Source organism: Paenibacillus sp. WG02 (genome assembly GCF_055396115.1).
This window is the reverse complement of the sequence record NZ_AP036016.1, coordinates 3,969,655-3,983,415: the sequence shown is the minus strand read 5'-3', so window position 1 is coordinate 3,983,415 and position 13,761 is coordinate 3,969,655. Positions and strand designations below refer to the sequence as shown.

The 13,761-nt window shown below is 43.2% G+C and carries 10 protein-coding genes and 2 pseudogenes; all 12 read right to left on the bottom strand.

Annotation, left to right across the window (positions count from 1 at the left end):
• Window positions 1–297 precede the first annotated feature (297 nt).
• The 12 genes and pseudogenes from ACBP55_RS17775 to ACBP55_RS17720 all read right to left on the bottom strand — a co-directional run bounded on the left by ACBP55_RS17775 (window position 298) and on the right by ACBP55_RS17720 (window position 13,748).
• The gene (locus ACBP55_RS17775; RefSeq protein ID WP_464652991.1) at window positions 298–1,974 is read right to left on the bottom strand and encodes a ribonuclease J; all 1,677 of its coding nucleotides are present in this window, start codon (window positions 1,972–1,974) and stop codon (window positions 298–300) included.
• Window positions 1,975–2,144: 170 nt separating this feature from the next.
• Complete coding sequence (gene dapA / locus ACBP55_RS17770) at window positions 2,145–3,008, bottom strand: 4-hydroxy-tetrahydrodipicolinate synthase (RefSeq protein WP_464652989.1); 864 nt, start codon at window positions 3,006–3,008, stop codon at window positions 2,145–2,147.
• Between the two features lie 27 nt (window positions 3,009–3,035).
• Window positions 3,036–4,253 carry an aspartate kinase gene (gene dapG, locus ACBP55_RS17765; protein WP_464652988.1) on the bottom strand — a complete coding sequence of 406 codons (1,218 nt, stop codon included), beginning with the start codon at window positions 4,251–4,253 and terminating at the stop codon, window positions 3,036–3,038.
• 51 nt (window positions 4,254–4,304) lie between these two features.
• The gene (locus ACBP55_RS17760) at window positions 4,305–5,342 is read right to left on the bottom strand and encodes an aspartate-semialdehyde dehydrogenase (protein WP_464652987.1); all 1,038 of its coding nucleotides are present in this window, start codon (window positions 5,340–5,342) and stop codon (window positions 4,305–4,307) included.
• Window positions 5,343–5,378: 36 nt separating this feature from the next.
• Window positions 5,379–5,972 carry a dipicolinate synthase subunit B gene (locus tag ACBP55_RS17755; protein ID WP_464652986.1) on the bottom strand — a complete coding sequence of 198 codons (594 nt, stop codon included), beginning with the start codon at window positions 5,970–5,972 and terminating at the stop codon, window positions 5,379–5,381.
• Window positions 5,969–6,869: pseudogene (gene dpsA / locus ACBP55_RS17750) on the bottom strand (dipicolinate synthase subunit DpsA). Before dpsA ends, ACBP55_RS17755 begins: the two are co-directional and overlap by 4 nt.
• Window positions 6,870–7,027: 158 nt before the next feature.
• Entirely contained in the window at window positions 7,028–7,483 is a 456-nt protein-coding gene (dut, locus tag ACBP55_RS17745) for a dUTP diphosphatase (RefSeq protein ID WP_464652984.1), read from the bottom strand.
• Window positions 7,470–8,726, bottom strand: coding sequence for a M16 family metallopeptidase (locus ACBP55_RS17740; RefSeq protein ID WP_464652983.1), 1,257 nt, complete (start codon window positions 8,724–8,726; stop codon window positions 7,470–7,472). Before ACBP55_RS17740 ends, dut begins: the two co-directional genes overlap by 14 nt.
• A gap of 106 nt (window positions 8,727–8,832) precedes the next feature.
• Window positions 8,833–9,885 carry a polysaccharide deacetylase family protein gene (locus ACBP55_RS17735; protein WP_464652981.1) on the bottom strand — a complete coding sequence of 351 codons (1,053 nt, stop codon included), beginning with the start codon at window positions 9,883–9,885 and terminating at the stop codon, window positions 8,833–8,835.
• Between the two features lie 154 nt (window positions 9,886–10,039).
• Window positions 10,040–12,141: pseudogene (gene pnp, locus ACBP55_RS17730) on the bottom strand (polyribonucleotide nucleotidyltransferase).
• Window positions 12,142–12,408: 267 nt separating this feature from the next.
• Complete coding sequence (gene rpsO / locus ACBP55_RS17725; RefSeq protein WP_029195252.1) at window positions 12,409–12,678, bottom strand: 30S ribosomal protein S15; 270 nt, start codon at window positions 12,676–12,678, stop codon at window positions 12,409–12,411.
• Window positions 12,679–12,845: 167 nt separating this feature from the next.
• Entirely contained in the window at window positions 12,846–13,748 is a 903-nt protein-coding gene (locus tag ACBP55_RS17720; protein WP_464653336.1) for a bifunctional riboflavin kinase/FAD synthetase, read from the bottom strand.
• Window positions 13,749–13,761 lie beyond the last annotated feature (13 nt).

The following is a 13,761-nucleotide window of genomic DNA, read 5'->3' as shown; positions in this document are numbered from 1 at the left end:
TCATTTACATTGGTATGTCCGTGTAGTTATTGGACTTCGTTTTGTTATGCAAACTCATCCCATACCTTATGCCTGATAATGTTCGTGTTCCTTGGGTCGGAATTTTGCCTCCAGCTTCCTTCAGATTCCACCTTACGATGGACACCCTTGCTCTTGGCTAGTGGTTGGTAACTACAAACCCCCACAGTGGACTTTCACCACCTAGTTAATCGCCATGCGTGGCGCACATAAAAAAAGCTCCCTCCAGTGATGGAGAGAGCTTTACTATTTGCATAGGTTCAAGTGACTTGTTCGAGACTAGACTTCCATGATAATAGGAAGGATCATTGGTCTTCTTCTGGTTTGTTCATATAAAAAGCGTCCGAGAACATCTTTCACGTTTGTTTTTAAAGATGCCCACTCATTTACATTTTCATTCATTAATTTCATTAATGTATTCGTTACGATACGATTGGCTTCTTCCAAGAGACCCTCGGATTCACGTACATAAACGAATCCGCGAGAAATAATATCTGGTCCAGATAAAATTTTGCCATCTTGTTTGCTGAGAGTAACTACGACCACAAGGATCCCGTCCTGAGACAGTAATTTACGGTCACGCAACACAATGTTGCCTACATCTCCAACACCCAGTCCATCAATCAGAATGTTGCCGCTTTGAACTTTAGATCCTTTGCGAGCAACACCATTTTGAATTTCTACCGTGTCACCGATATCGCACATAAAAATATCTTCTTTAGGAATGCCGACAGACTCGGCAAGGATGCCATGTTGACGCAGCATGCGGTATTCGCCATGAATCGGAATAAAGTACTTAGGCTTCATAAGATTGAGCATTAATTTCAATTCTTCTTGACTACCGTGACCTGATACGTGTACGCCAGTAACTGAACCTGGACCGTAAATCACATTAGCGCCAATACGGAATAACTCATCTACGGTACGGCCTACATAACGCTCATTCCCCGGAATTGGAGTTGCCGCAATAATAACCGTATCACCAGGTAAAATATCGATTTTACGATGAGTTGAACGTGCCATTCTCGTAAGAGCAGACATTGGCTCTCCTTGGCTTCCTGTGGAGAGAATGACAACGCGATCAGCGGCAAGCTTGTTAACTTCCTCCGGCTCAATCAGCATGCCATCCGGAATGTGCAAGTACCCTAACTCGCTAGCAATCGAAACCACGTTAACCATACTGCGACCGATTACGGTTACTTTGCGATTTGTTGCTGCGGCTGCATCAAACACCTGTTGAACACGGTGAATGTTGGATGCAAATGTCGCAATAACAACTCTTTGCTTAGCTTTACGGAACACTTCTTCAATTTCAACCCCAACACTGCGCTCAGAGCCTGTGTAACCAGGGCGTTCTGCATTTGTGCTGTCGGAAAGCAAGGCAAGTACGCCTTTCTTCCCAATCTCTGCCATACGATGCAAGTCTGCATATTGATCATTTACAGGAGTTTGATCGAACTTAAAGTCTCCTGTATGAACAACAACACCTTCTGGTGTATCTAAAGCGACACCCACAGAATCAGGAATACTATGATTGGTTTTGAAGAAAGATGCTGTAAGAACACCTAAGGAAAGAACGGATTCCGAATTAATGAGGATCCTGTTCGTAGTACCGAGTAAATTTGCTTCCTTAAGCTTTGCTTCGATAAGTCCCATTGTAAGCTTAGTTGCATAAAGTGGAACGTTAAGATGCTTAAGCACATAAGGTAAACCGCCAATATGGTCTTCGTGGCCGTGAGTGATGATAATGCCGCGTACTTTATCCCGATTCTCCGTTAGGTATCCAATATCTGGAATGACGATGTCAATTCCAAGCATGTCCTCCTCTGGAAATTTCAAACCACTATCAATGACGATGATATCGTTCGCATACTGAACGCAATACATATTTTTTCCGATTTCGCCCACGCCGCCAAGAGCGAAGATCAAAAGTTTATCAATATTTTTTTTGGACAAGAATATACCTCCTTCTTAGATTGGACGACGAATTTTAAATGAAAAAACCGAACTAGTCACTTGCAACCATTATACATGAAAAAAAACAACAAAAACAAGTTAATACCGATTACATTAGATTCCCCAAAAAAAGAAAACCGATGCCGGAAGCACCGATTCATTAGGCGTTATCATACAAAAAGTGATTGGATGAATTGTCCTTCTTGCTCGGATACACGAACTAACGGAAGTCTTACGCCTCCAGTTTGAATGCCTTTCAGTGCAAGAGCATGCTTAATTGGAGCAGGACTCGGTACACGGAAAATGCCAGTAAAAACAGGATGAAGCTTACGATGAAGTTCTGCCGCTTGCTGAATGTTACCTTCTAAATAATACTTTATCATAGATTGCATTTCTTTTCCAATCACATGACTTGCAACACTGATAATTCCCTGACATCCTACCGCTAGAGCAGGCAGCGCACTGCTGTCATCCCCGCTATAAACAAGGAAATTAGGAGCTGCATCATTAAGTATACGTGTCAATTGATCCGTGTTAGCGCAATCTTTGGTAGCTACAATATTTGGAATCTGGGATAGACGAATGGTTGTCTCCGCATCCAAATTCACACCTGTGCGTCCCGGTACATTATAAAGCATAATCGATACCTGGACAGACTCAGCTACTGCTTTAAAATGCTGGTACAACCCTTCTTGGGAAGGGCGATTATAATAAGGAGCTACGATCAGTAACGCATCGACTCCAAGTTTCTCAACTTTTTGGGAAAAATGAATGGTGTGCGCAGTGTCATTACTTCCTGTGCCTGCAATAATCTTACAACGCCCACCGGCATAACGTACGGATAGTTCAATAAGCTTCAGCTTCTCATCGTCTGTTAAAGTTGGCGCTTCGCCTGTCGTACCACAAATAACAAGGCTATCTGACTGTTGCTCTTCAATTAAATAGTTAATTAATGGTTCCACTTGCTCCCAGTTCACTTGTAAGTTCTCGTCAAAAGGAGTGACCATAGCTGTAATTACTCTTCCAAAATCCAAAAGTTATACCTCCTCTATCTCACAATTTCATTTATTTAAATTGAACTTATGATGTAGTGCCCTCACCGATTTAATCATATCAACACCATGAACAAGTACCCAAATCGTTGTGTTTGAATCGGCTGATTGAAGGATACGTATGTCCTCTACTGTTAATGCCTCAACAATATGTGCCATAATACCTGGAACTCCATTCATACCGCCGCCGATCACCGAAACTTTCGCACATCCACTTACAGCCTTAGGATCATAACCTTGATCTATAAGCAGTTTTACAGCACGTTCCGCTTCATGATCGAACACCGTATAAACGACACCAGATGGATTGACATTTATAAAATCAACACTAATTTGATGCAGCGCCATCGTTTTAAATACACGAAGCTGAAGATCGAATTGACCTTCAACCGCAGCAACATGAATTTGAGTAATGTTCGTAAAATGGGCAATTCCAGTAACGAAGCGATCCTTCACTTGGCTCATATCTGTAGGGATACTGTCTGAAGCTGTAACCAACGTTCCTTCTTCTTTGGAAAATGTAGATCGCACGCGAATCGGAATGTTAGCCTGCATGGCTACTTCTACCGCGCGTGGATGTATAACCTTTGCACCATTATGAGCCATATTGCAGATTTCAGCGAAGCTTACGCGAACTAACGGTTTAGCATCCTCAACGATTCGTGGATCCGCTGTCAATATCCCGTTCACATCTGTGAAAATATCTACAATTTCAGCTTTAAGGGCAGCACCAAGAGCGGTTGCCGATGTATCACTACCCCCGCGTCCTAGTGTGGTTAATTCGTCTTGACTTGTTTTACCTTGAAATCCGGTTACAATGACTACCATGTCCTGCTCGAGCAATTCAAGGATCCGATTAGGCTGCATAGCTACAATCTGCGCATTTCCGTGAACATCATTCGTAAGAATACCAGCTTGCCCACCTGTCAAAACTGTAGACTTAATACCTGTTGCTTGTAATAAGCTGCACAAATGTACCGCAGAAATTAACTCTCCGCAGCCCATTAGCATATCGAGTTCCCGCGCTGGCAGCCCTTCCCCGTTCTTTCGAACGAGGTCTAAGAGCGTGTCAGTCGCATAGGGTTCCCCTTTTCTTCCCATCGCGGATACAACAACAACTAATTTATAATGATTGATAAGTGCATCTTGAATGTGTCCAATAACATGTTCTCTAGCATGAGCGGTGGAAAGCGAAGTGCCTCCAAATTTTTGTACAAGGATTCGCATGAGTTTCCCCCATATTCACTGCATGATGATTAACGCAGTCCTACTTGCTGATTATTGTTCTATAGCAATATATTCAGCAATTTGTACAGCATTCCATGCAGCGCCTTTTAGCAAATTGTCAGAAACAATCCACATATTTAGCGCTTTCGGATTGCTCAAATCACGGCGTACACGACCAACGAAAGTTTCCAGCTTACCCGCTGCATCTGTTGCAAGTGGATATTGCTGCTCAGCCGGATTGTCAACAAGTACAATACCAGGGGCATTAGCAAGTAACGTCTTCACTTCTTCTACGTCGAAATCTTCTTTCAATTCAACATAGACAGACTCGGAATGACCATAAACAACCGGAATACGAACACATGTAGCTGTAACTTCAATGGACTCATCGCCCATAATTTTTTTCGTTTCAAGAATCATTTTCATTTCTTCATTCGTAAAACCGTTATCGAGGAATTTATCAATTTGCGGAATTGCATTAAAGGCGATTTGATGTTTCACTGGCAACGAACCAACCGGCAAAATATCCGGATTCGCATCATTTCCTTCAAGCACTTCTTTGGATTGTCTCAACATTTCGTTTATCGCTTTAGCACCTGCTCCAGAAACAGCTTGGTACGTAGAAACGATGATACGGGAAATACCATAACGATCATATAAAGGCTTAAGTGTAGCTACCATTTGGATCGTGGAACAATTCGGATTTGCAATAATACCTTTGTGTTCGTTAATTTTCTCGACGTTTACCTCTGGAACCACAAGTGGTGTTTCAGGATCCATGCGGTATGCACTCGTATTATCGATACAAATCGTACCTGCCTTAACTGCGTGAGGAGCTAATGCCTTCGTAACATCGCCTCCAGCACTAAATAAAGCAATATCAACTCCTTGAAAACTTTCAGGTGTCGCTTCTTGAACAGTTACTTCTTCACCTTTGAAAGTAAGCTTTACGCCCGCAGAACGAGCGGAAGAAAGTAATTTCAATTCCTTGATGGGGAAATTCCGTTCTTCCAATAGACGGATTATTTGTTCTCCTACTGCGCCTGTAGCGCCTACGACTGCAACGTTAAAAAGTTTCTGGTTAGACATGAGCTGGACTCTCCCCTTCAAGATGTTATATATGAATTAGTATTGAAATCTCTCAATAATCATGGGCTGCAATTGCTTACCTTCAAGAGCAACTTCACAGGCTTCCATAATCAAGTCCATCCGAGCTACCAACGAATTTGGCTTCGCTCCAGGTGCATCTTGACCATAGGGCACAAAATAAATGTTCTTGGTAATGAGAAGTTTAGCGATATTCATCGCGTTCAAACCCAGCCCATCATTGGTTGAAATCGCTAAAACTAGCGGTCGCAAATTTCTCATTTGCGCTTTTGCAGCCATAAGTACTGGACTCTCTGTCATTGCGTTTGCTAGCTTACTAGTCGTGTTCCCTGTGCATGGTGCAATAACCATCACATCAAGCAGCTTGGATGGACCTAGCGGCTCAGCGGCTACAATCGTAGATATAATTTCGTTCCCAGTTATATCCCTGATCTGTTGCTGCCAATCTACAGCATTGCCAAAACGAGTGTCGGTGGTCATGACTGTATTCGATACAATCGGGATGACACGTGCACCTGCATCTACAAATCTCTTAATCTGCGGCATGACTTCTTCTAATGTACAGTGAGAACCCGTTAAAGCATAACCGACTGTTTTCCCTTGCCAATTCATTCCACATCGCTCCTGTCTTTGAAGTCTTCCTCGATCAGACTGACTAAGTGTGTTTGCCATGATGCGGCCAGCTGTTTTGGGGGCGACGATGCCAGGTAAACCGGGCGCTAGCATCGCTTTGATGCCTCTTTTCTCGGCAAATCGGAAGTCCGTTCCGCCGGGTTTGGAAGCCAAATCGATGATGAGCGCGCGATGTGGGATATTAGTAATAACTTGCGCTGTGACTATCATAGTCGGAATTGTGTTAAAAAGCAAGTCAATATTCCCCACTTCCGGGTACAGATCCTTTGTATAAAAAGGCTGAAAACCCATCTCCCACGCCCTCGCAAAATGCTCCGGTTTCCTCACGCCAACCTTCACGGTTGCCCCTAATCCTTGCAAAGTTTTGGCCATTGTAAACCCTGTACGACCAAAACCTAAAACCATACTAACGGAACCATGGATGGTAATATCGGTGTTCTGGATCGCCATCATTAGCGCACCCTCGGCTGTCGGTATGGAGTTATAAATCGCAATATCATCACGCTCGAATAACTCCACAACCTCAATCCCATTTGCAGCACAAAGCTTTTTCAGAAAGCTTTTGGCCATTCCTGTATACACTTTGGCATGCTTTGGCAGTGAAGACATAAGATCGTCCGTCAGTCTCATTTCTTCACTCGAGAATATAGATTCCACTTGTCCTGAATCATCCGTACCTACAACTGGCAAAATAAGTACATCAACGGTTTGAAGCAGCATGGGATCGAGTTTAGCATTTGAAACACCGCTAAATTGCCTCCCTAAATTATCAAAGCCGAATAATGTCACCGTAGCATCAAGTTCAATAAATTTCTGAATTACTTCAAGTTGCCGGGCGTCTCCACCCATAATAGCAACCGAAATTCCAGTGAGCATTCTCGCTTACACCCCTTTCTCGGTCCGTTTCGATACGTTATAGTATGCGTTCGCCTAAGGATGGGTGACTTTCCGTGCTCAGTTCCATGGAAAACAAAAAGAACCCCTTCCATTGGAAGGGGCTATTGCATTTATGCTTACATAATTAGTAGATCTATTTACCGTCCTGTATGACCGAAACCGCCTGATCCTCGCTCCGTCTCCGTTAATTCCGAAACCTCATTGAGCCGGATCTGCGGCACAAGCTGGAAAACCATCTGCGCAATTCGCTCATTCCGTTGAATGGTGAACGGCTCCTGCCCATGGTTAATTAGCAGCACTTTCACTTCCCCGCGGTAGTCAGCATCGATCGTACCCGGTGAATTCAGAGTTGTGATGCCATGCTTATAAGCGAGCCCGCTCCGCGGTCTGATCTGAGCTTCAAGCTCAGGCGGCATACTGAGTGCAAAGCCTGTCGGGATGAGTTTACGCTCACCCGGACCTAGCACTATCGGCTCGCTCACTGCGGCATGTAGATCGAAGCCGCTGGCAGCAGCGGACATTTTCTGAGGCAGAAGAATATCCTCCTGTCCGGATACCCGTTTTATTTGGACATCAAAGTTATTGAGAGACAAGCTGATCCCTCCTGAAACCGTTAATGACATCATCCGAATTCCCCACCATGGACAGAGCAAAAGGAGCCCGGAATAGCGTTTTCGTTAACTGACGAATATCCTCCATCTGAACGCTTTCAATTCGTTCGATCATCTCGTCGAGACTGTAGTGCTTTCCTGTCATCAGCTCATTTTTCCCGAATCGGTTCATACGGCTGCTAGTGCTCTCCAAACTAAGGATCAAGCTGCCTTTCAACTGCTCCTTGCCTTTCTTGAGTTCAGAATCCGTCATGCCTTTCACGGCAATATCATGCAGCAGCTCCATTGTCACTTTGAGCACTTCTTCCGTTTGTTTCGGTGCTGTGCCTGTATAAATCGTGAACATGCCGCTGTCAATATGCGAGGAATGGTAGGAATAAACGGAATAGGCAAGGCCGCGTTTCTCACGAATCTCCTGGAACAATCTAGAACTCATTCCACCGCCAATGGCATTATTGAGCAGAACCATCGGATATAGATTCTCTTCTTGAAGGGAGAGACCTGGCAGCGAAAGACAAATGTGATTTTGTTCCGTTTTTTTCGCATGAAAAATCAATTCTCCAAGGAAGTCCGGTGCATCATAACTGGTTTCCACGCCTGTTTGAGCGAATTCACCGAAATGCTTCTCAATAAGCTCGCGCACACTATCATCAATATTGCCTGCAATGCTAAGAACCGTATTTTCCGTATTATAGTATTGCTTCATATAGTTACGCAGATCTTCAGATTTCATTTTCGATAAATTGTCCTGGGTTCCAAGGATCGTATATCCTAGCGGATGTGAGCCATAAGAAGCTTTGGCCAATAAATCATGAACCAAATCGTCCGGTGTATCTTCATACATAGAGATTTCTTCATATATCACATTCTTCTCTTTTTCTAACTCGCTCTCATCAAATGCAGAATGGAAAAACATGTCCGAAAGCATATCCATGGCAAGAGGCAAATGATCATCAAGAACCTTCGCATAGTAGCATGTATACTCTTTGGAGGTGAATGCATTCACATTTCCTCCGATTCCATCAAATATCTCCGCGATATCTTTGGCTGAATGGCGCTCTGTCCCCTTGAACAACATATGTTCAATAAAATGCGAAATGCCGTTATTCTCATGAGACTCATTACGCGAGCCCGTCTTCACCCAAATCCCGAACGTTACCGATCGAAATGTAGGAATTTGTTCCATGACGACTCTCAAGCCATTATGTAAGCGATATTTGATCACCAAGGTTCCTCCTCGAATTGTAGCACCTAAAGTCCTATTCCCAAATTATACTTACTCAGTCTAACAAAAATGTGCCAACGACTCAACTTTCCAGCTGATTCATCGATTATTTCGCGATTTGGCCCGCTTCAGCAACACGTTTAGAGGATAAAAGCTCTGATACGGTGCCAATCGTCAATCCTTTATTTTTAATGATACGAATCATACCTTGCAATGCTTCTTTGGATGAAGGGGTTGGATGCATCAAAATAAGTGAACCTGGCTCGACACTTGTCGATAACCGTTTCAGGATTCGCTCAGACCCTGGATTCTTCCAATCTAACGTATCGAAAGTCCAAAGTACGGTTTGCAAATTGAACTCCGAAGCAACTTGAATCGTTTCTTGGTTAAAATAACCCGAAGGAGGCGCAAACAGCATATTCTTCACACCAAACTGCTGCTTCAACAGATCCTCTGTTTTCGCAATTTCCTCAACAGCTTTACTACGCGTTATACTTCTCATATCCTTGTGCGAATAAGCGTGATTAGATACTTCATGCCCTTCGCTTTGGATCTTTTTGGCCATTTCCACGTTATTCTTCAACCACGAGCCATCCAGAAAGAAAGTCGCATGTACATTTTCATTGCGAAGAGTCTCTAGCATACTAGGCAGATACTCATTTCCCCAAGCAACATTGATCATGAAAGAAGCCATTGGCTTCTTGGGATTCCCTTTATATATCGGATTCGGACCGAGATCGTTCAATTGAATACTTGGCTCTACTTCCTTCATTACATAATTAATTTTATTCGGCGTCAATTGATGCTCTGCAAGCTTGAGCGTCTCCTCGATGTCGACTTCCAATCCATTGTAACCAGGAATAGCTTTCCAAACAGGGTCAAGTTTGGCGTTAATAGGGGGAATCTTTCGTTTTGCAGCCTCTTTCATAATCGTGTCTAGTAAAATGCTTATCTTTGACTTCTTTTGTTCGTTTAAATTCAAAGTCGATGAGGCAAAGACTGGAAGTGCTTCTTCGTCCATCCAATTGGAGTCTGCTAAATATGAAATTTGATTATTCTTCACTGCGTTAATATAAGTTCCTACGCTAGGGATTGCATCCAATGTAAGCAGAACCATAGCAAAAAAACTTCCAAGCAGAAGCCATTTTTTGTGGAGCATACACAGATCCCCCTTCCTTATTTCCTGATTTTATGCAGGAAAGGACAAGAGTAGAACGAGGCATGTCCAGGTAAGACTAAACAGCAAAAAAGAGACAGATTGATCTGACTCTTTATCCAAAACTATTTAAAAGGGACTTCACAAGTCACGCGGCTTAGGTTTGAGCCGGGACTTGCGAAGTTAATGTTGCTTTGCGAGAAAGATTTACTCTTCCTTGTTGGTCAATCTCGGTTACTTTAACAGTGATTTGATCGCCAATGTTCACTACGTCTTCTACTTTAGCTACACGCTCTGTAGAGATTTGTGAAATATGAACCAAACCTTCTTTACCAGGTAAAATTTCTACGAATGCTCCGAATTTCTCAACGCGTTTTACTGTTCCTAGGTAAGTTTCACCCACAATAACCTCGCGTACGATGCCTTCGATAATTGAACGTGCTTTTTCGTTCATCTCTTGATTGGATGAAGCGATGAATACACGGCCATCTTGTTCGATATCAATTTTTACGCCGGTTTCTTCAATAATTTTATTGATGATTTTACCGCCTGCGCCAATAACATCACGGATTTTGTCCGGGTTGATATTCATCGTAAGAATCTTAGGCGCGTATTTGGAAAGAGCTTTTTTAGGCTCAGAAATACGAGAAACCATTTTACCCAAAATATGCAAACGGCCTTCTTTGGCTTGCTGCAAAGATTGCTGAAGGATGCTGCGATCAATCCCATCGATTTTGATATCCATTTGCAGGGCTGTAATCCCTTCAGCTGTACCCGCAACTTTAAAGTCCATATCACCAAGATGATCTTCCATACCCTGAATATCGGAAAGAATGGAGAAATGATCTCCGTCTTTGATCAGACCCATCGCGATTCCAGCAACAGGAGCTTTAATTGGAACACCAGCATCCATAAGAGCAAGTGTGCTCGCACAAATACTAGCTTGGGATGTGGAACCGTTCGATTCTAACACTTCAGATACGAGACGAATTGTGTATGGGAATTCGACTTCATTAGGAATGATAGGCTCAAGAGTCTCTCACCTAATGCACCATGTCCGATTTCACGACGACCTGGTGGACGAAGCGGTCTTGCTTCCCCAACGGAAAACGGAGGGAAATTGTAGTGATGCATGAAACGTTTCGTTTCAGTAAGATCCAAGCCATCCAATATTTGAACATCGCCTAAAGCGCCTAATGTACAGATACTAAGTGCTTGTGTTTGCCCACGTGTGAACAAGCCAGAACCATGGGTACGCGGCAACAAATCAATATCACAATCAATTGGACGAATTTCTTCTGGTTTACGTCCATCTGGTCTCACTTTATCATGCGTGATCAAACGACGTACTTCTTCTTTAACGATATCATAAAGCGTTTCTTTCACATCACCAAGTAAACCAGGAGTTTCTGCATACAAAGCTGTAAAATGTTCCACAGCCTCGGCATTCACCACATCAATTGCTTCTTGTCTAGCATGCTTCTCAGGAATTTTAATCGCATCAACTAATCTAGCTTGAGCAAATTCACGAACAGCACGATTGACCTCGGCAACAACTGTATGAAGTTTAACCTCCATTTTCGGTTTACCCGCTTGTTCAACCAATTCTTCAATCACCGCAACGATCTTACGGATTTCATCGTGTCCAAACATGATAGCTTCAAGGACAACTTCCTCTGAAACTTCATTCGCACCAGCTTCTACCATCATTATCGCATCTTTGGTACCGGCAACCGTCAAGTGAAGATCACTTTTCTCTGCTGTCTCACCTGTTGGGTTAATAACGAATTGCCCATCTACTCGTCCAACAATTACGCCACCAACAGGGCCATTGAAAGGAACGTCAGAGATTGCTAGTGCAGCAGAAGTACCAATCATTGCTGCCATTTCTGGCGGGCACTCTTGGTCTACGCTCATAACGATAGAAACGATTTGCACATCATTACGGAAGCCTTCTGGGAAAAGAGGGCGAATCGGACGATCCGTTAAACGGCTCGCAAGGATTGCTTTCTCACTCGGACGTCCTTCACGTTTAATAAAACCACCTGGAATTTTACCTACGGAATACAATCTTTCTTCATAATTAACCGTTAACGGAAAGAAATCCAGATCTTTCGGACCGCTTGACGCCGTTACTGTACATAGCACGACCGTATCGCCATAACGTACTGTTACGGCTGCATTGGCTTGTTTGGCCAGCCTACCCGTTTCAAGAATGAACGGTTTGCCGCCAAGTTCCATTTGTACCCTTTTCTCCATAACATCCTCCTAAGGAATTGTTCTATTCAATTCATATGTGTTTGATAAACATGCACAGAAAGTAAGGATCAGAAATCTTTACTATTATGCTCCGTATGTACTCAAAAATTGCCTTGTGCTGGAGTTATCCACTATTTCTGCGTAATGTCTAGTATTTCCTTCTTTTTCCGTTTTAAAAATACAAGAAAAAGCAACCTCGTTGCTATTCTTCGCCAAAGCTTTATCAAGCCCAGCAAAGGAGCAACAGGTTGCTTCTCATTGTCGGTTTTATCGACGCAAACCAAGCTTTTCAATCAAAGCACTATAACGGCTCACATCTTTGTTCTTCACGTATGCTAGCAGCTTACGGCGTTGACCAACCATTTTGAGCAAGCCACGGCGGGAGTGATGATCTTTCTTGTGAGTCCGCAGATGATTTGTCAGGTTGACAATGTTTTCTGTAAGGATGGCTACTTGTACCTCAGGTGAACCCGTATCGGTATCATGTACCTTGTGAGTTTGAATCAGTTGTGTTTTACGCTCTTGAGTTAATGCCATGATTGTTCATCTCCTAAATTCTATTGTATCCCCACTAGCCTAGAAATCGCCGATGATAGCGCATGTCCAAGCTAAGGTTCATGCCAGAAGGTATAGATCCTTTTGGCAACGTTATTCAGTATATCATAATCGCACAGTAGAAGTAAATGCTTGTTTCAACTGAAACGTTATAATTTGTTTTTGGCCTTCTCGACGTCAAGTTTAATTTGAGCAACCAAATCGTCTAGAGATGAGAATTTCCGTTCTGGTCGAAGGAAAGCAATAAGCTCAACATTCATATGCTCGCCGTAAATTTGTTCGGAGAAATCAAATAAATGAGCTTCGAATGAGGGCTTCAATTCTCCGGTATTAAAGGTAGGCTTTACACCAATGTTCATAACCCCTTTATAGGTTTCCCCTTTAACAGAGGCTTTAATCGCATAAACACCATTAGTAGGGATGACGTAAGACTCATCCAATTGAATATTGGCGGTAGGAAAGCCAAGTGTTCTCCCACGCTTCTCTCCATCCACAACGATGCCGCTTATACTATAGGGACGCCCTAGAAGTCTGGTGACAGTTTCTATGTCCCCTTGCTGTAATGATTCACGAATGAGTGTACTGCTAACTTTTTCGCCATCCATATGAAAGGGTCTCACCACTTCTACTGAAAATTTCCCATGACTCAACTCACAGAGCGAATCCGGGGTACCTTTACCTTGAAAACCAAATGTAAAATCAAAACCGCATATGACACTTTCAACACCGAGTCGATCCAATACTTGATCCACGAAATGTTCCGGAGATAACCGCATTAAAGAGGCATCAAAGGTAACGATGTAGGTATGGTTCACACCCAGTGATTCAAACATCTTCATTTTCTTACTCATCGGAGTTATGAGGTCCGTATATTTATCTTGACCCATTACGGCTCTAGGATGTGGGTGAAAGGTCATGATTGATGCCTTCAGCCCAAGTTTCTTAGCTGTACGCAGGGCTCGTCCAATGACTTCCTGATGCCCCAAATGCACACCATCGAAATCACCAATCGCCACTACTTGCTCTCCTACTATTAGGTCCAAATCATCCATATTAATGGGGTAT

What these genes read in the sequence shown, in the direction of transcription:
- dapG (WP_464652988.1), bottom strand. Translation starts at nt 4,253, where the DNA reads ATGCGAATCCTTGTACAAAAATTTGGAGGCACTTCGCTTTCCACCGCT.
- ACBP55_RS17760 (WP_464652987.1), bottom strand. Translation starts at nt 5,342, where the DNA reads ATGTCTAACCAGAAACTTTTTAACGTTGCAGTCGTAGGCGCTACAGGC.
- ACBP55_RS17755 (WP_464652986.1), bottom strand. Translation starts at nt 5,972, where the DNA reads ATGAATTGGCAAGGGAAAACAGTCGGTTATGCTTTAACGGGTTCTCAC.
- ACBP55_RS17735 (WP_464652981.1), bottom strand. Translation starts at nt 9,885, where the DNA reads ATGCTCCACAAAAAATGGCTTCTGCTTGGAAGTTTTTTTGCTATGGTT.
- rpsO (WP_029195252.1), bottom strand. Translation starts at nt 12,678, where the DNA reads ATGGCATTAACTCAAGAGCGTAAAACACAACTGATTCAAACTCACAAG.
- ACBP55_RS17720 (WP_464653336.1), bottom strand. Translation starts at nt 13,748, where the DNA reads ATGGATGATTTGGACCTAATAGTAGGAGAGCAAGTAGTGGCGATTGGT.